This is a genomic window from Streptomyces sp. NPDC057249, assembly GCF_042669245.1.
GTDB lineage: Bacteria > Actinomycetota > Actinomycetes > Streptomycetales > Streptomycetaceae > Streptomyces.
The window spans coordinates 281958-300274 of sequence record NZ_JBHUXS010000002.1 but is presented as its reverse complement, the minus strand read 5'-3'; the positions used below and the strand labels follow the sequence as shown (position 1 = coordinate 300274).

At 71.7% G+C, this 18317-nt stretch carries 13 protein-coding genes; 7 read left to right on the top strand and 6 right to left on the bottom strand.

Translation table 11 applies throughout. The annotated features are described in order from the left end of the window. Positions 1–3: 3 nt before the first annotated feature. Positions 4–387 carry an NTP pyrophosphohydrolase gene (locus ACFUJY_RS05025; RefSeq protein ID WP_383294658.1) on the bottom strand — a complete coding sequence of 128 codons (384 nt, stop codon included), beginning with the start codon at positions 385–387 and terminating at the stop codon, positions 4–6. A 224-nt stretch (positions 388–611) separates the two neighbouring features. On the opposite strand from ACFUJY_RS05025, the gene ACFUJY_RS05020 reads away from it, so the two are divergent. Continuing rightward, complete coding sequence (locus ACFUJY_RS05020) at positions 612–1742, top strand: hypothetical protein (RefSeq protein ID WP_383294655.1); 1131 nt, start codon at positions 612–614, stop codon at positions 1740–1742. A 50-nt stretch (positions 1743–1792) separates the two neighbouring features. On the opposite strand, the gene ACFUJY_RS05015 is transcribed toward ACFUJY_RS05020, so the two are convergent. After that, the gene (locus tag ACFUJY_RS05015) at positions 1793–2869 is read right to left on the bottom strand and encodes an LCP family protein (RefSeq protein ID WP_383294652.1); all 1077 of its coding nucleotides are present in this window, start codon (positions 2867–2869) and stop codon (positions 1793–1795) included. 237 nt (positions 2870–3106) lie between these two features. Here ACFUJY_RS05015 and ACFUJY_RS05010 point away from each other — a divergent pair, with 237 nt between their 5' ends. The 6 genes from ACFUJY_RS05010 to ACFUJY_RS04985 all read left to right on the top strand — a co-directional run bounded on the left by ACFUJY_RS05010 (position 3107) and on the right by ACFUJY_RS04985 (position 12028). Then, entirely contained in the window at positions 3107–4663 is a 1557-nt protein-coding gene (locus tag ACFUJY_RS05010) for a hypothetical protein (protein ID WP_383294649.1), read from the top strand. A 381-nt stretch (positions 4664–5044) separates the two neighbouring features. Next, the gene (locus tag ACFUJY_RS05005; protein ID WP_383294647.1) at positions 5045–7189 is read left to right on the top strand and encodes a hypothetical protein; all 2145 of its coding nucleotides are present in this window, start codon (positions 5045–5047) and stop codon (positions 7187–7189) included. A gap of 58 nt (positions 7190–7247) precedes the next feature. Then, positions 7248–8726 carry an SDR family NAD(P)-dependent oxidoreductase gene (locus ACFUJY_RS05000; protein ID WP_383294644.1) on the top strand — a complete coding sequence of 493 codons (1479 nt, stop codon included), beginning with the start codon at positions 7248–7250 and terminating at the stop codon, positions 8724–8726. A 14-nt stretch (positions 8727–8740) separates the two neighbouring features. Next, on the top strand, positions 8741–9556 hold the full coding sequence (locus tag ACFUJY_RS04995) for a rhamnogalacturonan acetylesterase (protein WP_383294641.1): 816 nt from the start codon (positions 8741–8743) through the stop codon (positions 9554–9556). Then, a complete protein-coding gene (locus ACFUJY_RS04990) occupies positions 9553–10374 on the top strand; it encodes a hypothetical protein (protein ID WP_383294638.1) in 822 nt (273 codons plus the stop codon). The genes ACFUJY_RS04995 and ACFUJY_RS04990 overlap by 4 nt, the downstream gene beginning before the upstream one ends. Positions 10375–10408: 34 nt before the next feature. Further along, complete coding sequence (locus ACFUJY_RS04985; RefSeq protein ID WP_383294636.1) at positions 10409–12028, top strand: glycosyltransferase family 2 protein; 1620 nt, start codon at positions 10409–10411, stop codon at positions 12026–12028. A gap of 31 nt (positions 12029–12059) precedes the next feature. Here ACFUJY_RS04985 and ACFUJY_RS04980 read toward each other — a convergent pair whose 3' ends face one another. From ACFUJY_RS04980 to ACFUJY_RS04965, 4 genes are all read right to left on the bottom strand, one after another. Beyond that, complete coding sequence (locus ACFUJY_RS04980) at positions 12060–13100, bottom strand: signaling protein (RefSeq protein ID WP_383294633.1); 1041 nt, start codon at positions 13098–13100, stop codon at positions 12060–12062. Between the two features lie 154 nt (positions 13101–13254). Next, positions 13255–15384, bottom strand: coding sequence for a 3-hydroxyacyl-CoA dehydrogenase NAD-binding domain-containing protein (locus tag ACFUJY_RS04975; protein WP_383294630.1), 2130 nt, complete (start codon positions 15382–15384; stop codon positions 13255–13257). Continuing rightward, complete coding sequence (locus tag ACFUJY_RS04970) at positions 15381–16607, bottom strand: acetyl-CoA C-acyltransferase (protein WP_073966137.1); 1227 nt, start codon at positions 16605–16607, stop codon at positions 15381–15383. Before ACFUJY_RS04970 ends, ACFUJY_RS04975 begins: the two co-directional genes overlap by 4 nt. A 284-nt stretch (positions 16608–16891) precedes the next feature. Further along, positions 16892–18166: an HRDC domain-containing protein gene (locus tag ACFUJY_RS04965; RefSeq protein WP_383294627.1), complete on the bottom strand. Its 1275-nt coding sequence runs from the start codon at positions 18164–18166 to the stop codon at positions 16892–16894. Positions 18167–18317 lie beyond the last annotated feature (151 nt).

The window sequence follows — 18317 nt, the reverse complement described above, 5'->3', positions numbered from 1 at the left end:
GCGTCAGGCCCCCGGCCGCACCGTACGCGGCCCCGTGCACCGCGCCCCGTGCGCCTCGACCCGCCGGCGCAGTTCCCGGTCCGCGGTGACCACCACGCAGGGGCGGGCCGCGGCCCCCGCCGCCAGCTCGGCGATCAGGTCGTCACCGCTGCCCGGGGCCGCCTCCACCCGCACCCCGGGCACGGACGCGACGTCCCGGGCCCGCCCCTCCACCACCAGCACCAGGTCGACGGGGCCGGGCACCCCGGGCAGGCCGTCGGAGGCGTAGGGCACCAGTGAGTCGCGCAGGCGCTCGGCCGCGCCCCGCCGGTCGCGCCACCAGCCGTCCGGGACGGACCCGACGACATTGGCGGCGTCGACGATCACCAGGGGCAGCGGATTCGGCATGGGACCAGCCTGTCATGCCGGCCCGCCCTGTCGGGCGTTCCGTCGGGCATCCTGCCCGGGTGTCCCGACGCGGTGTCCGGCGCCTCGCGCAAGCAGTGCGGACGCGCTGATTCCAAGGGTTCGAACGGTGATTCTATGATGGGTGCTCCCCGCCTTCCGGATGCCGGTCGAGACACAAAGCCGCAGATCGGGGGCGGACCATCACGGAAGGAAGACGCCACGACATGCGAGTCAGGTCGAGACGTGCCCAGGGGAGCGCCTCGGGCAAGGGCGACGACGCCCTGCGAGACGTCGAAAGCGCCCGTGGGACCGACGAGACCCCGGTCGACGGACGCTGGCTCGTGCGTGGCAAGGACGGCAGGCTCACCGCCTACGCCCGCAACGAGGACGGCCTCCTGCGCTGGACCGAGGAGCGCCCCGGCGGCCCCGGCTGGCAGGGCCCCGAGTTCTTCCCGGTCCCGGACCTGACCCATCTCGGCGCCGCCCAGGGCCCGGACGGCTACGTCCACTTCATCGGCCGCCGCACGGTGCACGGCGACGAGGAGCAGCCGCAGGTCGACCTCGTGCACGCCATCCAGTACCAGACGGGCCGCCCGGTCACCGCATGGCGGACCGTGGGCAATCCGTACAAGGACGGCGACGAGCGCGCCGCCCGCATCGGCCCGCCGGCCGTCGCCGTCGCCCCGACCGGCATGGTCCACGTCTTCGTCCGCAACGCCAACGGCGGCATGATGCTGCGCCGCGAGGCGAAGAACGGCAAGTGGGAGGGGTGGAAGGACCTCAGGGGCACCCTGGGCAAGGAGACGATGGCCGTGTCGGTCGCCGAGTCGGGCCGCATCGAGCTCCTGGTCCCCGGCACCAACAAGGCCATGCGGTGGGCCCAGGCCGAGCCCGGCGGCGCCTTCCAGAAGGGCGACAACCTCAACGTCAAGATCGCCGGCGGCGCGGTGAGCGTGCTGGAGACCGCACCCGACCGCAACACCTTCTACTGGACCGACGCCACCACCGGGACCCTGGTCGCCAACCGGCTCGACGCCCCGCCCATCACGATCGGGGACACCGCGGCCGAGGGCCGGGTCGCCGTGCTCCGCGCCGAGTTGGACGACTACGACTGCACGGTGCTCGCCCACCGCACCCGCGACGGCCGCGTGCTGCTCGCGGCCTGCGGTACGGAGAACGAGGCGGGCGGCCTCTGGTGGGCGGCGACGGGCGAACGCACCTCGGCGCCGCCGGCGTTGGCGCTCGACGGCCGGGGACGCGTGGTGCTGGCGATGATCGGCGAGCGCGGCGGGCTCTACGTGGCCCGGCAGAACGACGAGCCGGGGCTCGCGCTGGGACCGGCGCAGCGGGTCTGAGCCGGTACGGCCCCGGAAGCGTCTCCGGGGCCGTGGCGCCGGCGTCCGGGTCAGCCCTGGCCCAGCGCCGGGGACTTCTTGGCGGACTCCGGGATGGGGGTGTCCTCGCGGATCGCCTTCCACAGGGCGTCCGTCCGCGACTTCACGGCCACGACGCGGTTGCGGTCGATCTTGTCGTACTCGACGGGGAGCATGATCGTCTCCATCGTGTCCGGGTCGACGCCGTTCATGGACCGGGCGAACTTCGCCAGCGAGGTGAGCGAGGCCAGCTCCTCGTCGGTGGTCAGGGCCGCGGTGGCCGAGTTGGCGATCTTGTAGGCGCTCGTCGGGCTGCCCAGCAGGTCCTGGCTCTTGACCTCCTTGAGCAGTGCCATGAGGAACTGCTGCTGGAGGCCGATGCGGCTCAGGTCGGTGCCGTCGCTGAGGCTGTAGCGGGTGCGGACGAACTTCAGGGACTCGGTGCCGTCGAACTTGTGCGGCCCGGCGTCCACGTCCAGCCCGGTCTTCTTGTCGTGGATCGGTTCCTTGACGTCGATGTTCACGCCGCCGATGGCGTCGACGAGGCCCTTGAACCCGGCGAAGTTGATCTCCAGGTAGTGGTCGATGCGCACCCCGGACATCTTCTCGACGGTCTTGACCACGCACGCCGGACCGACCAGTGAGTACACGGAGTTGAACATCACACGGTCCTTGGCCGGCATCGTCGAACCGTCGCCCTTGGTGCACTCGGGCCGGGTCACCAGGGTGTCGCGCGGTATGGACACGGCGACGGCCTTCTTGCGGCCCTCCGGGATGTGCACGACGAGCGCCGTGTCGGACCGGGCCCCGCTGACCCCGGCCCCGCCGCCCAGCTCCTTGTTCTCCGAACCGGCCCGCGAGTCGGACCCCAGGACCAGCAGGTTCTGCCCGCTGGTGGGCAGCTTCTCGGGCCGGTCCTCACCGAGCGCCTTGTTGATGTCGACGCCCTTGATGTTGTTGTTGAGGTGGCTCCAGAACCACCACCCGGTACCGCCCGCGGCGAGCACCAGTACGAGAATGACGCTGAGGGTGATCTTGAGACCCTTGTGCTTACGGGCCTTGCGCGGCGCTTTACGCGAGCGGGTGGGCGCGGTGGTGGCCTGAGTCATGCCGTATTTGTCCTCTGATCCCGAGAATCGGCGGTTGTGAGATATTGACGACCGCACTGAGGAGGGGACTGGCGGTCAGCCGCGTGCGACAGCGCAATTGGGGGGCGTCGTTGCCGCCGGTTTCGATTGACATCAGAGCATATAGGCAAATGTGTTTGGCGAACGAGTGTACGTCTATCGTGCTCGGGAGCGCGGGGCGGGGCCGCGACTTCAGCGGTGAGAGGGGTCGAACGGATCATGGTGGCATCAACCGGACGTCGTGGCGGCGCGCCCAGGGGCGGCCGCTCCCGCGAGGCGGGGCCCGCCGACTCCGCCCGGTCACTGGTCCTGGTCGTCGCACCCTCACCCGCGGAAGCCGCCCTGCTCCTGGCCGAGGCGCGGGGCGCCGTCCACGTCACCGCCCTGTGCCTCACCGGCGGTGACGCCGAGGGGCGGTCGGCCTTCGCCCGGGCCGCGTCCGCGGTGGGGCACCGGGGCGGCCGGGCCGACGACGAGGCTCGCGTGCTCCCGTCCGGGGCCGACGCCGCCTCGGCGGTGCTGGCCGAGATGCGCGTCCTGGGCCCGGGGCGGGTCCTGACCACCGGCGCGGACCAGGGCCCCGGAGACCCGGACGGGTCGCACGAGGCCGCCGCGCTGGCCGTGTTCCACGCGGTCGAGGCGTACCACCGCGAGACGGGCCGGCCGGTCTTCGTCGACTGCCGGACCCTGGACCCGCACGCACCGGCGGGATTCGGCGCCCGGCCCCGCTACCGGCTGCCGGTGAACTGGCTGGTCCGCGGGAACGACGGCCGGCTGTCCGCCTACCTGCCGACGGCCGGGGCGGTGCTGCGCTGGACCGAGCGGGCGGACGGCGGCTGGGCGGGCCCCGAACTGCTCGACGCGCCCGGCCTGTTGCCCGGGCTCACCGTGGCCCAGGGGCCGGACGGTTATGTGCGGCTCGTCGGGCTGCGCCGCACCGAGCGGGCCGACGGCACGGTGGCCACGGAGGTCGTCTGCGCCACCCAGTACCAGACCGGGCGGCCGCTCAGCCCCTGGCACGAGCTGGGCAATCCGCACCGTGCCGAGCCCGAGCGGGGCCGATTCGTCGGCCTGCCGGTGGCGGCGTTCGACGACGACGGCACCGTGCACGTCTTCGTCCGCAACGACGAGCACACGGTGAACACCCGCCATCAGGGCGGCGACGGCGTCTGGTCGCCGTGGCGGCACCTGAGGGGCACCAAGACCGCCGACGAGATGGTGGCCATGCGGGCCCCGGACGGTACGGCGGAGCTCTTCGCCCGGCTCCGGGACACCTCCGGAGTCGCCCGCTGGAGCCGCACCGCCAAGAACGTCTGGGCGGAGGACCTGAGCCCGAACGTGCACGCCTACCCGGGAACGCTGGCCGCCGCGCCCGAGGCCGGCGCGCTGCGCTACACGTACGCGGAGACGGGTGAGCTGTGCCAGTGGCAGTGGGGTGCCTACGGCCCGACGGCCCTGCACGGCCCCGACGTCGCCGCGCGGGTCGCGGGCATCACGGGCGTGGACCTGGACGGCTGGCTCTGCACGGTGCTCGCGTCGACGGACCGGCGGGGGTGCTGCCTGGTCGGCTTCCACGTGGAGGGCCGTCACGACTCGGGCGTGTGGTGGACGGCCACGGACCAGTGGTGCCTGGTGCCGCCGGCCGTGGCCCCGGACCGGCACGGCCGGGTCACGGTCGCCGCCCTCGACGCGTCGGCCCGGCTGACCACCACGCGCCGTGCCGAGGACGAACGCGGTCTCGCGCTCGGGCCGTGGCGCCAGGGTGCGCGGGCCTGACCGGGCGACACCGACCGTGACGGCAAGCATTCATGCGTGAAGTACGCATGGTGTGATCTCACTGTGTCTCGCCTGTGACATGCGCGCGGGTAGTATGACTACTTCAGGTAAAGCTCAGGTGAAGGTTTTGAGGGGATCCTGAACGCTTGACCGTCACTGTGGCGCCGTGCCCCACTTCGTGTGGGCGCGGCTTCTTCCTGTCAGGGGGCGTGGCCCGAACGGGTCCGTACGCGCGATGTCCGGGGGGACCTCGCTGCCACTCCGCCACCGTGCTCCGGCTCAAGTCGAGGCTGTTTGAGCTGTGCAGGGCTGGGGAGAGGCGTACGCACGGGGGACGGGGTTCCTTCGTCAGCGGTGCGCTCACGAAGAAAGAGGACGAGTTTGATCGCCGCACTGATCCGCCATGCGGAGATCAGCAAGAGTAAGAACGTCCTCGTTCTCTTCCTGCTGATGGTCAGTTACCTCGGGATGCTGGTCGCCGGCGTCTTCGACGTCTTCTGGGCGTTCGTCGGCTCGTTGGTCCTGAGCTACGCGACCGACCTCTACCTGCACCGTACCGAGCCGGACCTCATCCGCTTCCTGGGCAAGCTCAAGTGGGGGCTGAGCATCCGCGTGCTGACGCGGGAACTGGCCGTCCTGGTGCTCATGCGCGACATCGCGGGCGGCGACCGGGACATGTTCACGGTGGTCTTCCTCGGTTTCGTCGCCGTGCACGCCCTGCGCCTCCTGTACACGTTCCTCTGCATGTTCATCAAGCGGCGCCGCGCGCTCCCCGTGCGCGTCCGCAACCTCGACCTGAGCGCTCTGCGGATGCCCGAGCCGCCCCCGCCCATCGCCTTCCGGGCCCACGAGCGCAAGCTCCTGTACCTCGACACGGCGATCATCGTCGGCGCGCTGGCCTCCGACTACACCGGGCTTGTCGGCTTCAGCGTCCTGGGCGGCGCGGTGGCGATCACCCTGGCGCTCCTCGGCATGCTCATCCTGCTGCCGACCATCAACCAGTGCCGCCGGGTGCCCAGTCACGAGCGCACCTTCCGCATCCTGAACAAGCAGGTCGCCGAGTACCGCCCCGAGGTCGTCCTCTACTTCAGCTACGCGGCCGGGGCACGCGACTCCGCGTACCAGGTCAACATGTGGCTGGACACGCTCTCCAGGCTGGGCCGCCGGCCCCTGATCGTGCTCCGCGAAGTCACCACCCTGCGCTTCCTGGCGTACACCCCGCTGCCCGTGGTGTGCCTCCCCAAGGCGGACGACCTGAGCCTGCTGGACCTGCCCGAGGTCCGCGTCATCCTGTATCCGGCGAATGCCGGCAAGAACGTGCACATGCTGCGCGTCGCCGAGGCCAAGCACGTCTTCATCGGCCACGGCGACAGCGACAAGCTGGCCAGCAGCAACCGGGTCAGCAAGGTGTTCGACGAGATATGGACGGCGGGCAAGGGCGGCGAGGACCGCTACCAGCGGCTGCGCGGCACCATCCCGGGCTCCGCGCTCGTGCCCGTGGGCCGGCCCCAGCTCAGCGCCGTCGAGTCGGTGGGCGTCCGGCCGCCCGACCGGATGCCCACGGTGCTGTACGCGCCCACCTGGGAGGGCTGGACCGCGGACCCGTACCACACCTCGCTCATCCTCATGGGCGAGAAGATCATGCGGATGCTGCTCAACCAGTCGGAGCCCGTCCGCATCCTCTACAAGCCGCACCCGCTGACCGGCAAGCGGTCCGCGGAGGCCACCCGGGTGCACCGGCGCATCGTCGCCATGCTGGAGGCGGACAACGCCAAGCGCGACCGCCAGGACAGCCGCACCGTCCGCTCGGCGCTCGCCCAGGGCGACAAGCGGCTCGCCGACCTGGAGTCCCGGATGGGCCGGCTCAAGGCGTGGACCGTGGTCGGCGTCTACGGCGTCTGGGACAAGGACCGGGCGGCGCTCGCCCGGCCGCCGAAGGAGTCCTGGGAAGACCTCCAGGCCCAGTGGCACGAGACGTTCTGGGAGTCCAGGGGCGGCGAGCGCCACCAGGTGGTCACCGGCCAGCTCCCCTCCCTGTACAGCTGCTTCAACGAGGCGGACCTGCTGATCAGCGACATCTCCAGTGTGGTGTCGGACTTCGTCGCCAGCGAGAAGCCGTACGCGGTCTCCAACCCGTCGGACATGGACCCGGAGCTGTTCAAGCAGCTCAACCCGGCGGCCTCCGCCGCGTACATCCTCGGTCCGTCGTGCGACGAGCTCCCGCTCTGCGTGGACGCGGCCCGGTCGGGAGGCCGGGACCGCCTGGCGCAGCACCGGGAGATCCTCAAGCGCTACCTGCTCGGCGACGGGGACTCCATGGCCCGGTTCAACGACGCGGTGAACGCCCTGTTCGCCAAGGGCATGGAGGAGTTCCCGCCCGGGGACACCGCGGAGCCGATCCTGGCGAACCCCTTCACCCAGGCCGCCGCCCCCGGCCAGGAGATGGACGCGACCATGCAGATCCGTCACCTGGGCTGGATGAGACAGCAGCTCGGCCCGCAGCAGTCGATGAACCAGTACTTCTGATCCGCCCGGCGACCGCACCCCGCACTTCGCGTCACGCCTTTTCCCTGGAGGAACCGACTTGTCCCGCAGCCCCCGCACCGTCGCTGTCGTTCTCGCAGGCGGAACTGGTCAGAGGGTCGGCCTGCCGATTCCCAAGCAGTTGGTGAAGATCGCCGGCCGGACGATCCTGGAGCACACGCTGGAGGTCTTCGAGGCGACGGCCTCCGTCGACGAGATCCTGATCGTCATGCACCCGGACCACATCGACGAAGTGCGCAGAATCGTTTCCGTGGCGGGTCTGGCGAAGGTGACCGACGTCATCGCGGGCGGCGCCACCCGCAACGAGACGACCTGCCGGGCCATCGAGGCCATCTCCGCCGGCCTCGCCGAGGGGGAGGCGGACCCCAAGGTCCTCTTCCACGACGCCGTCCGTCCGCTGCTCTCGCAGCGCGTCATCGACGACTGCGTGCACGCGCTGGACAAGTTCGAGGCCGTCGACGTCGCGATCCCGTCCGCCGACACCATCATCGTCACCCGGACCCACGGCGACGACGGCGAGTTCATCACCGACATCCCCGACCGCTCCCGGCTGCGCCGTGGCCAGACGCCCCAGGCGTTCCTGCTGTCCACGATCCGCCGGGCCTACGCGGTCGCCGCCGGCGACCCGAACTTCGAGGCCACGGACGACTGCTCGGTGGTCCTGCGCTACCTGCCGGACGTGCCGGTGTACGTCGTGCACGGCGAGGAGCACAACATGAAGGTGACGCACCCCGTCGACATCTTCATCGCCGACAAGCTCTTCCAGCTCGCCCACCACACCGCCCCGGCCGCCGCGGACGAGGCCGGCTACCGAGCCGCGCTGGAGGGCAGGTCGGTCGTCGTCTTCGGGGCGAGCTACGGCATCGGCGCCGACATCGCGGACCTGGCCGAGTCCTACGGGGCGCGGGTCTTCCGCTACAGCAGGTCCGGCACCGGTACGCACGTCGAGGTGCCGGAGCACATCGAGAAGGCGCTGACCGAGGCGTACGCCGCCGCCGGGCGCATCGACTACGTGGTCAACACGGCCGGCGTCCTGCACACCGGCAAGCTGGCCGAGACGGACAGCGCGACCATCGAGAACGCCACCCTGGTCAACTACCTCGCCCCGGTCCACATGGCCCGCGCCGCCCACCGCTACCTCGCCGAGTCCCGGGGCCAGCTGCTCCTCTACACCTCCAGCAGCTACACCCGCGGCCGGTCCGGCTACAGCCTCTACTCCTCGGCCAAGGCCGCCACGGTCAACCTCACCCAGGCGCTCGCCGACGAATGGGCGGCCGACGACATCCGGGTGAACTGCATCAACCCCGAGCGCACCGCCACGCCGATGCGCACCAAGGCGTTCGGTGTGGAGCCCGCCGGGACCCTGCTCACCTCGGAAGCGGTGGCCCGCACCTCGGTGGACGTGCTCATCTCGCGGCTGACCGGACACGTCATCGACGTCCGCCGGCAGGACCCGTTCAAGTCGGTGTCCGACCCGGCGGCCATCGCGGCCGTGCTGCCCGCCGAAGACGAGATCTGACGGAGGCGACGGATTTGTACGGGGACGGCCTGCCGCGCAGGCGGATGTTCGTGACGGGTGACTCCACCGTCGTCACGCGCTCGGTGGACTACCTGCCCATGGCCGGATGGGGACAGGTGCTCGCCCTGTTCCTCGGCCCGGAGGTCGAGATCGTCAACTGCGCGCGGGCCAGGGCCAGCTCGAAGAGCTTCTACGACCGCGGCCGCTTCCAGTGGATCATGGACAACGTCCGGCCCGGCGACTACGTGCTCATCAGCTTCGGACAGGTCGACTGGGAGCCGGAGAAGGGGCTGTTCACCGAGCCCTTCGGCGAATACCAGGCCTACCTGCGGCAGATGGTGGGCCTGACCCGGGAGGCCCAGGCCCACCCCGTCCTCGTGCTCACCCACGAGCGCCGCAAGTACGACGCGTACGACAATGTGCAGCGCTTCCTGCACATCTATCCCATGGCCATGCGGGAGATCGCGGAGGAGACCTGCGCCCCGCTGGTCGACCTGTACGCGCAGAGCGTGGAGTGGTGGGCCGGCCTCGGACCCGCGGCCACCCGGGAGCTCTTCGCCTACCTGAAGCCGGACGAGAACCCGGTCGCGAACCTCAAGGGCTGGGACGACACGCACTGCAGGGCCGAGGCCGCGATCGAGTTCGCCCGCTTCATCGTCCGCGCGCTCAGGGACCAGCAGATCGTGCCTCCGCACTGGGTGCACAGCCTGGACCGCACCGAGTTCACCACCGACGAGATCGGCTGGCTGGACACCGACACCTTCAACCGGCTGACCAAGGAACGGGTCGCCCCGGTGCCCGAGTCGGCACGGATCGGAGCGGACACGTGACGTACCTGCTGACCGTCGTCAGGGTCCAGGAGCCCGGCGCCCCCGACAACGCGGCCCGCGCCGCCGTCCACTGCGAGGCCCACCCCCGGAGCTTCGTCATGCCCGGCCGGCACGTGCGGATCGCGCTGACCGTGCAGGCCGATCAGGGCGCCCAGCACGCGTACGGCTACCTCGACGAGGACTCCGTCGTGGCCGCCGCCGACATCGTGGCGGCCGAGGGGGCCGAGTACTCCGCCACCCGCCGCCGCTACCGGGTCCGTGCCGACGCGGGCGGCGCCACCACGGCCGTGCTGACCCTGCTGGTCCGCCCCGGCACCACCGAGCCCGCGCTCCGCCCGGCGATCGGCGCGGCGATTCCGGGCCGGGACCCGCGCAAGCTGCTGCGCGCCGAGCCGCAGGCCCAGGAAGGCGTCCGCATCCGCGGCTTCTTCGCGCCCGGACGGGCCCTGGCCATCGCGCCCCACTCCGCCCACACCCCCGCACTGGTCGACGTGTGCGCCGGGCTGCCGGCGGGCACCACCCTCATCGGGCACGGCCAGCCCCGCGACGGCCGGGTCTCGGTGACCGCGGAGGGCGCCCTGCTGTTCGAGGCGGCCCCCGGAGCCATGGGTTACGACGGCTTCGGATACACGGTCCAGTCACCCATCGGCGAACGGGCCGAAGGCCGGGTCGTCGTCCACATCGGCGATCTGTCCGCAGCCCCGGGGCTGCTGACCCCGCCCCGGCCCGACGGGGCGGGAACCACCGTCCACGCCCCCTGGACCCGGACGCACGTCACCGGTCCGCTGCCCTGGCCGGCGGCCTCCCTCTCCGGCTGACGCCCGCACCGCCCCCCGTACGCAACGAAGTCTGGTGACCAGCGCCGTGAACCCCTCCGCCCGCCACCCCAAGGAACAGCCCGATGTCAGCGTGATCGTCGACGCGCTGAACTCGGCGGAATCCGTCGGGGCGTGCCTCGAATCGGTGCTGTCCCAGAACGAGGACGGCTTCCGGGTCGAGGTGCTCGCCTTCGACCGGGGATCGAACGACGGCACCCGCGAGACCCTGGAGCAGTGGGCCGCCGGCCGCCCCGCCGAACTGCGCTGCCACGTGGCCGCCCCGTCCGACACACCCGCCGAAGCGCGGAACGCGGGCATCGAGCAGTCCTCGGGCCGCTTCCTGCTGTTCCTGAACGGGACGGACCGGCTCGCCCCCGGCGCGCTGCGGCGGATGACCGAGACGGCCGAGACCGAGGAGGCGGACGTCGTGCTCGGCAAGGTGGCGGGACTCGACGGGCAGAAGGTCGGCACGTCGATGTTCGCCCGCAACGCGGCCGACGCCGACGTCTACACCTCGCGGGTGTACTGGTCGCTCAGCCCCGACAAGCTGTTCCGGCGCTCTCTCGTCGAGCGCTGCCTCCTGCGCTTCCCCACGGACTGGAGGGTCGGCGAGGACCAGGTCTTCACCGCGCTGGCCTACCTCTACGCGGACCGGATCGCCGTCGTCGCCGACCAGGAGTGCGTGCGGCAGGCGCGCAGGATCGCGGGCGTGAACCACTCCCGGTACGCGGGGTCGGCCGTGGAACGCATGCTGCTGACCCGGCAGATGACCGCCATGGTCGCCGAGCGGGTCCGGCCGGGTGCCGCACGCGACCACCTGATGGCCCGGCACGTCGAGCTGGAACTCGGCAAGGCCACCGGAGCCGCCTACCTCAAGTGCGAGGACCCGGAGCAGCGCCACCGCCTCCTGACCGAGGCCCGCGAGGTGCTGGACGCCTACGCGACCCCCGCTGTGATCGCGAAACTGCCCCGGCCGCTCTCCGTGCGCATGGAGCTGATCCGGCTGGGCCGGTTCGCCGAGGCGGAGCGCCTGATCTCGTTCGAGGTGGACAAGGAGAAGGCGGAGATGCTCATCGAAGGGGGACGCGTCTACCGGCGCTACCCCTTCTTCCGGGACCCGGAGGTGGGCCTCGCCGACGGGGCCTACGAGATCACGCACACCCTCCGGGCCAAGCACCGGCTGAACAAGGCCAGTTGGAGCGGCACGCTGTTGCAGCTGGGCGGGCACGGATACTTCGAACAGCTCAGCACCAAGGCGCCGGGCGTCAAGGTCGTCCTCCGCGAGCGCCGCACGGGTGCCGAGCACCGCTTCCGGGTGTTCTCCACCCCGTCCCCGAAGCTGAACGCCGCCACCCGCATCGACCGGTCGCAGGCGGGTTTCGAAGCGAAGCTGGAACTCTCGGCAGCCGACGGCCACCGGCCGATCGGGCCCGGCCTGTGGGACCTGTACCTCTACATCTGCTACCAGGGCGTGGGCAAGGAGGTCCGCCTGGGCGGCAGCCGGGCCCAGACCCTCCAGGACCGCACGAAGCAGGGCGTCGTCGTGGCCCCCGTCGACGCGTCCGGCCTGGAGCGGGTCTGCCACCTCTACGCCACGAAGGCCGGCAACCTGACGCTCGAGGTGTCCGAGCGGCGTCCGCTGCCCGGGGCCTGACGGTCCGCCGACGGGTCGCCCGCGCAGGGCGTCATCGCCGCACCGAGGCGAACGCGTGGATCGCCAGCTCCCGGTCGCCCGCCGGTCCGGTGGCGAAGCCCGCGCACAGCTGAGGACCGTCGGCCAGCCGGACGGCCAGGCCCTCGGGCTCCCGGTACGCCAGGCCGGCGGCGATGGTGATCCGCTCGTCCCCGGTGGTCCGGCCGTCGGTGAGGCGGACGGCCCGCACGCGGACGTTGCCGCCCGAGGACGGCGGATTGTCGCCGGACGCGCCCGTGTAGGGGTCGCCGGTCAGCTGGTAGACGTGGTCGCCGTGGAGCGCGCAGCCCTGGTAGGTCTCGTCAGGGTCCAGCCGGGCCGGCCGTACGACGTGCAGCGGTTCGTAGCGGCCCCGGACGAAGTCGTCCAGACCGTAGACGGCGTACCGCTGCTCGCGTCCCTCGCCGGTCGCCGCCCAGTGGCCGACCAGCACACGGCGCCGGACGAGGTCGAGCGACGGCTGGTTCGCCAGGGAGCCGGGCAGCGGGCGGTGGTGGCGGAGCCGGGAGTCGGTGGTGTCGAGCAACGCGCCGTCGCGAAAGGGGAAACGGGCGACGGCCCGCCCGTAGCCGGTCCTCGGATGTGCCTGGGACTCGGTCCACAACAGGACGCCGGAGCCGTGGGGTTCGACACCGATCGAGACGCCGTGGCCGAAGCCGCGCAGGTACATGTGGCCCGTACGGCGACCGTCGGACGACAGCTTCGTCACACACAGATCACCGTTCGCGCTGCGCGCCGCGCTCGGGGCGGCCCGCGTCTCGTCGGGCAGCCGCACGCCCCCCTGGACGACCTGCACGGCATAGACGTCGCCCCGCTCGTCGTCGAAGGCGAACGACTGGGCGACCGTCCTGTGGTACAGGGGGCTGGGAGCGAGGATCTCGGCCGCCTCCGCGAGATCGAAGTCACCGGCCCGGCGCAGGGCCGGACGGCGCGTACACGCCCTGCCCGTCGCGGCCGCCAGGGCCACGCCCGCGGACCCCGCGCCGGCGGCCCACAGCACTCTCCTGCGCGAGTACTCCCGCAGCCGTTCCATGGGCCTTCCGCTCCCCGCGTCCGCCACATGGCACGTCCGGATGTTCCCGCCTCGGGCGGAGAAGGCGATTTTGTCATACCGCCCCACCGGACAGCACGGCGGGCCGTACCGGAGCGATCCGGTACGGCCCGCCGCCCCTCGGACGGATGCCCGGTTACGCCGGAACGCTCGCCACGCCCGCCGCCAGGAACTTCTTCCCGTTCACGCGCTCCGAGACGCCCTCGCGGTCCAGGTACGGCGTGATGCCGCCCAGGTGGAAGGGCCAGCCGGCGCCCGTGATCAGGCAGAGGTCGATGTCCTGGGCCTCGGCCACGACGCCCTCGTCCAACATCAGGCCGATCTCCTGGGCCACCGCGTCCAGGACGCGGTCGCGGACCTGCTGCTCGGTCAGGACGGTGTCGCCCTGCTTGAGGAGGGCGGCGACCTCGGGGTCGAGGACCGGCGCACCCGAGTCGTAGACGTAGAAGCCGCGCTTGCCCGCCTTGACGACCGCGGCCAGGTTCTCGGAGACGGTGAAGCGCTCCGGGAAGGCGCGGTTCAGGGTCTCGGAGACGTGCAGGCCGATCGCCGGGCCGACCAGCTCCAGGAGCACCAGCGGGGACATCGGCAGGCCGAGCGGCTCGATGGCCTTCTCCGCCGTCTCGACCGGGGTGCCCTCGTCGATGACGTTCTGGATCTCGCCCATGAAGCGGGTGAGGATGCGGTTGACGACGAACGCCGGGGCGTCCTTCACCAGCACCGCGGTCTTCTTCAGCTTGCGGGCCACACCGAAGGCGGTGGCCAGCGAGGCGTCGTCGGTCTTCTCGCCGCGCACGATCTCCAGGAGCGGGAGGATCGCGACCGGGTTGAAGAAGTGGAAGCCGACGACCCGCTCGGGGTTCTTCAGCTTCGACGCCATCTCGGTGACCGAGAGCGACGAGGTGTTGGTGGCGAGGATCGCGTGCGCCGGGGCGACCGCCTCGACCTCCGCGAACACCTGCTGCTTGACGCCGATCTCCTCGAAGACCGCCTCGATGATGAAGTCGGCGTCGGAGAAGCCCTCCGCCTTGTCCAGCACACCGGAGACCAGGGCCTTCAGGCGGTTGGCCTTGTCCTGGTTGATGCGGCCCTTGCCGAGCAGCTTCTCGATCTCGGCGTGGACGTAGCCCACACCCTTGTCGACGCGCTCCTGGTCGATGTCGGTCAGCACGACCGGCACCTCCAGGCGACGCAGGAAGAGCAGGGCGAGCTGGCTGGCCATCAGGCCCGCGCCCACCACGCCGACCTTGGTGACCGGGCGCGCCAGGTTCTTGTCCGGGGCCCCGGCCGGGCGCTTGGCGCGCTTCTGGACCAGGTTGAACGAGTAGATCCCGGACCGCAGCTCGCCGCCCATGATCAGGTCCGCCAGGGCCTGGTCCTCGCGGTCGAAGCCGGCGGAGAGGTCGCCGTCCTTGGCCGCGGCGACGATCTCCAGCGCGCGGTACGCGGCCGGGGCCGCGCCGTGCACCTTGGAGTCGGCGATGGCCCGGCCGCGCGCGACGGCCTGGTCCCAGGCGTCCCCGCGGTCGACCTCGGGGCGCTCGACGGTGACCGTGCCGTTCAGGACGTCCGCGGTCCAGACGAGGGAACGCTCCAGGAAGTCCGCGCCCTCGAAGAGCGCGTCCGCGATGCCGAGCTCGAAGACCTGCTTGCCCTTGAGCTGGCGGTTCTGGTTCAGCGAGTTCTCGATGATCACCGAGACCGCGCGGTCGGCGCCGATCAGGTTCGGCAGCAGCACGCAGCCGCCCCAGCCGGGGACCAGCCCGAGGAAGACCTCGGGCAGCGAGAAGGCCGGCAGCGCCTTGGAGACGGTGCGGTACGAGCAGTGCAGCCCGACCTCGACACCGCCGCCCATCGCCGCGCCGTTGTAGTACGCGAACGTGGGCACCGCGAGGGTGGAGAGCCGGCGGAAGACGTCGTGGCCGCCCTTGCCGATGGCCAGCGCGTCCTTGTGCTCCTTGAGCAGCTCGACGCCCTTGAGGTCGGCCCCGACCGCGAAGATGAACGGCTTGCCGGTGACGCCGACGCCGGTGATCGCGCCCTCGGCGGCCTCCTTCTCGACCTGGTCGATCGCGGCGTTCAGGTTCGCCAGCGACTGCGGTCCGAAGGTGGTCGGCTTGGTGTGGTCCAGGCCGTTGTCCAGCGTGATGAGGGCGAAGCGCCCCGCGCCGGCCGGCAGGTCCAGGTGGCGTACGTGCGCCTGGGTGACGACCTCGCCCGGGAACAGCTCGGCCGCACCCTTCAGAAGCTCGGTGGTGGTGCTCACTTGTCGCCTCCGGCGTTCTCGAAGTGCGGGTTCTCCCAGACGACCGTGGCGCCCATGCCGAAGCCGACGCACATGGTCGTGAGGCCGTAACGGACCTCGGGGTGCTCCTCGAACTGGCGGGCCAGCTGGGTCATCAGCCGGACGCCGGAGGAGGCCAGCGGGTGACCGTAGGCGATCGCGCCGCCGTACTGGTTGACCCGGGCGTCGTCGTCGGCGATGCCGTAGTGCTCCAGGAATGCCAGCACCTGTACGGCGAACGCCTCGTTGATCTCGAAGAGACCGATGTCCGAGATGGACAGGCCGGCCTGGGCGAGGGCCTTCTCGGTGGCCGGGATCGGACCGTAGCCCATGACCTCCGGCTCGACGCCCGCGAAGGCGTAGGAGACCAGGCGCATCTTGACCGGGAGGCCCAGCTCGCGGGCGACGTCCTCGGCGGCGAGCAGCGAGGCGGTGGCGCCGTCGTTGAGCCCCGCGGCGTTGCCGGCCGTGACGCGGCCGTGGGCGCGGAACGGGGTCTTCAGGTTGGCCAGGGACTCCATCGTGGTGCCCGGGCGCATCGGCTCGTCGGCGGTGACCAGGCCCCAGCCGGTCTCGCCGGCCTCGGCGTTGGTGCGGCGCACCGACACCGGCACCAGGTCCTGCTGGATCTTGCCGTTGGCGTACGCCTTGGCGGCCTTCTCCTGCGACCGCACCGCGTAGGCGTCGGCGCGCTCCTTGGTGATCGTGGGGTACCGGTCGTGCAGGTTCTCCGCGGTCATGCCCATGAACAGGGCGGACTCGTCGACCAGCTTCTCCGACACGAACCGGGGGTTCGGGTCCACGCCCTCGCCCATCGGGTGGCGGCCCATGTGCTCGACACCGCCGGCGACGACGACGTCGTACGCGCCGAAGGCGATGGAGCCGGCCGTCGAGGTGACGGCGGTCAGGGCGCCCGCGCACATGCGGTCGATGGAGTAGCCCGGGACGGACTGCGGCAGACCCGCCAGGATGCCGGCGGTGCGGCCCAGGGTCAGGCCCTGGTCGCCGATCTGCGTGGTCGCGGCGATGGCGACCTCGTCGATCTTCTTGGGGTCCAGGTCCGGGTTGCGGCGCAGCAGCTCCCGGATGGCCTTCACGACGAGATCGTCGGCGCGGGTCTCGTGGTAGATGCCCTTCGGGCCCGCCTTGCCGAACGGGGTGCGGACGCCGTCTACGAAGACGACGTCCCGGATGGTACGAGGCACGATGGCTCTCCTCCAGGGTGCGGGATGGCACTGCTGCGGGGCGCGCCCGGAGGCACGCCGCTCCGGTCATGCTACTTGCGGGTAACCAGACTGCCCACCCCCTGGTGCCGGAGCGGCGAAGGTCACACGCGGAAACTGCCCGGAGCGCGCCCCTCCGCACACGGCGAATGGCCCGGACGGACTCGTTTTCGAGTCCGTCCGGGCCATTCGCGCCCTGCGCGGGGCCGCGCGGAACCTGGCGTGATTACGCCCCTGTCCTATGCCGTCACGAGGGCCGGCTGCCGTTACGAGGGCCGCGTCAGCGCGCGGTACAGCAGCGGGGCCACCTGCTCGATCTGCCAGTGCCGCGCGCCGTAACCGGCGAGCGCGGACTCCACCGTCTCCGGCGTCGGGTTCTTCGGCGGCTCCCAGCAGACCCGGCGCACCGTGTCCGGCGTGATCAGGTTCTCCTGCGGCAGGTGCAGCCGCTCCGCGAGCGCGGACACCGCGGCGCGGGCCGCCGAGAGCCGGGCGGCGGCGGCCGGGTCCTTGTCGGCCCAGGCGCGCGGCGGCGGCGGGCCGGCGAGGGTCTGTCCGGGCTGCGGCAGCTCGGTGTCGGGCAGCGCCTTGGCCCGGTCCACGGCGGCCTGCCACTGTTCCAGCTGGCGCCGGCCCATGCGCGGTCCGAAGCCGGTGAGCGCGGTCAGCGCGTGCGTGTTGGCCGGAAGCGCGAGCGCCGCCTCGATGATCGCCGCGTCCCCGAGCACCTTGCCGGGCGAGATGTCGCGCCGCCGGGCGATCTGGTCCCGGGTGTTCCACAGCTCCCGGACGACCGCCATCTGCCGGCGGCGGCGGACCTTGTGCATCCCTGAGGTGCGGCGCCACGGGTCCTGGCGCGGGGGAGCGGGCGGCGCCGAGGCGATGGCGGAGAACTCCTCCCGGGCCCACTCCAGCTTGCCCTGCCGGTCGAGCTCGTCCTCCAGGGCGTCGCGCAGGTCGATGAGGAGCTCGACGTCCAGCGCGGCGTAGCGCAGCCAGGGTTCGGGCAGCGGGCGGGTGGACCAGTCGACGGCGGAGTGCCCCTTCTCCAGCGAGTAGCCGAGGACGTTCTCGACCATGGCGCCGAGGCCGACGCGCGGGAAGCCGGCCAGCCGTCCGGCGAGCTCGGTGTCGAAGAGCCCGGTCGGCGTCATCCCTATCTCGCGGAGACAGGGCAGGTCCTGCGTCGCCGCGTGCAGAATCCACTCGGTGCCGTGCAGGGCCTCGCCGAGCCCGGACAGGTCGGGACAGCCGACGGGGTCGACGAGCGCGCTGCCGGCCCCCGCGCGGCGCAGCTGTACGAGGTAGGCACGCTGTCCGTAGCGGTAGCCGGACGCCCGCTCGGCGTCCACGGCCACCGGGCCCGAGCCCGCGGCGAATGCCGCGATCACTCCGGCCAGGGCATCGTCGGAGGCCACCACCGGGGGGATGCCCTCGCGTGGTTCGAGCAAGGGGATCGGCGCCGGGGCGACGTCGTCCGGGGGAGCGCCCCCGGTGGTTCGCAGTGATGTGTCTGCTGCGGTCTCTTGGGCGTCGGTCACGTGTCAAGGGTATCTGTGTGTGCGCGGCGTCTGCCGACGGAACGTTCCGTCGGCAGACGCCGATTGACCTAATCCCCCCCGGTACGTACCTCCTGCACCGGCCGGGGCCGGGTCACAGAGGATGATGACCCTCCGCAGGGCCACCGCGACC

What these genes read in the sequence shown, in the direction of transcription:
- ACFUJY_RS05025 (WP_383294658.1), bottom strand. Translation starts at nt 387, where the DNA reads ATGCCGAATCCGCTGCCCCTGGTGATCGTCGACGCCGCCAATGTCGTC.
- ACFUJY_RS05020 (WP_383294655.1), top strand. Translation starts at nt 612, where the DNA reads ATGCGAGTCAGGTCGAGACGTGCCCAGGGGAGCGCCTCGGGCAAGGGC.
- ACFUJY_RS05015 (WP_383294652.1), bottom strand. Translation starts at nt 2,869, where the DNA reads ATGACTCAGGCCACCACCGCGCCCACCCGCTCGCGTAAAGCGCCGCGC.
- ACFUJY_RS05010 (WP_383294649.1), top strand. Translation starts at nt 3,107, where the DNA reads ATGGTGGCATCAACCGGACGTCGTGGCGGCGCGCCCAGGGGCGGCCGC.
- ACFUJY_RS04980 (WP_383294633.1), bottom strand. Translation starts at nt 13,100, where the DNA reads ATGGAACGGCTGCGGGAGTACTCGCGCAGGAGAGTGCTGTGGGCCGCC.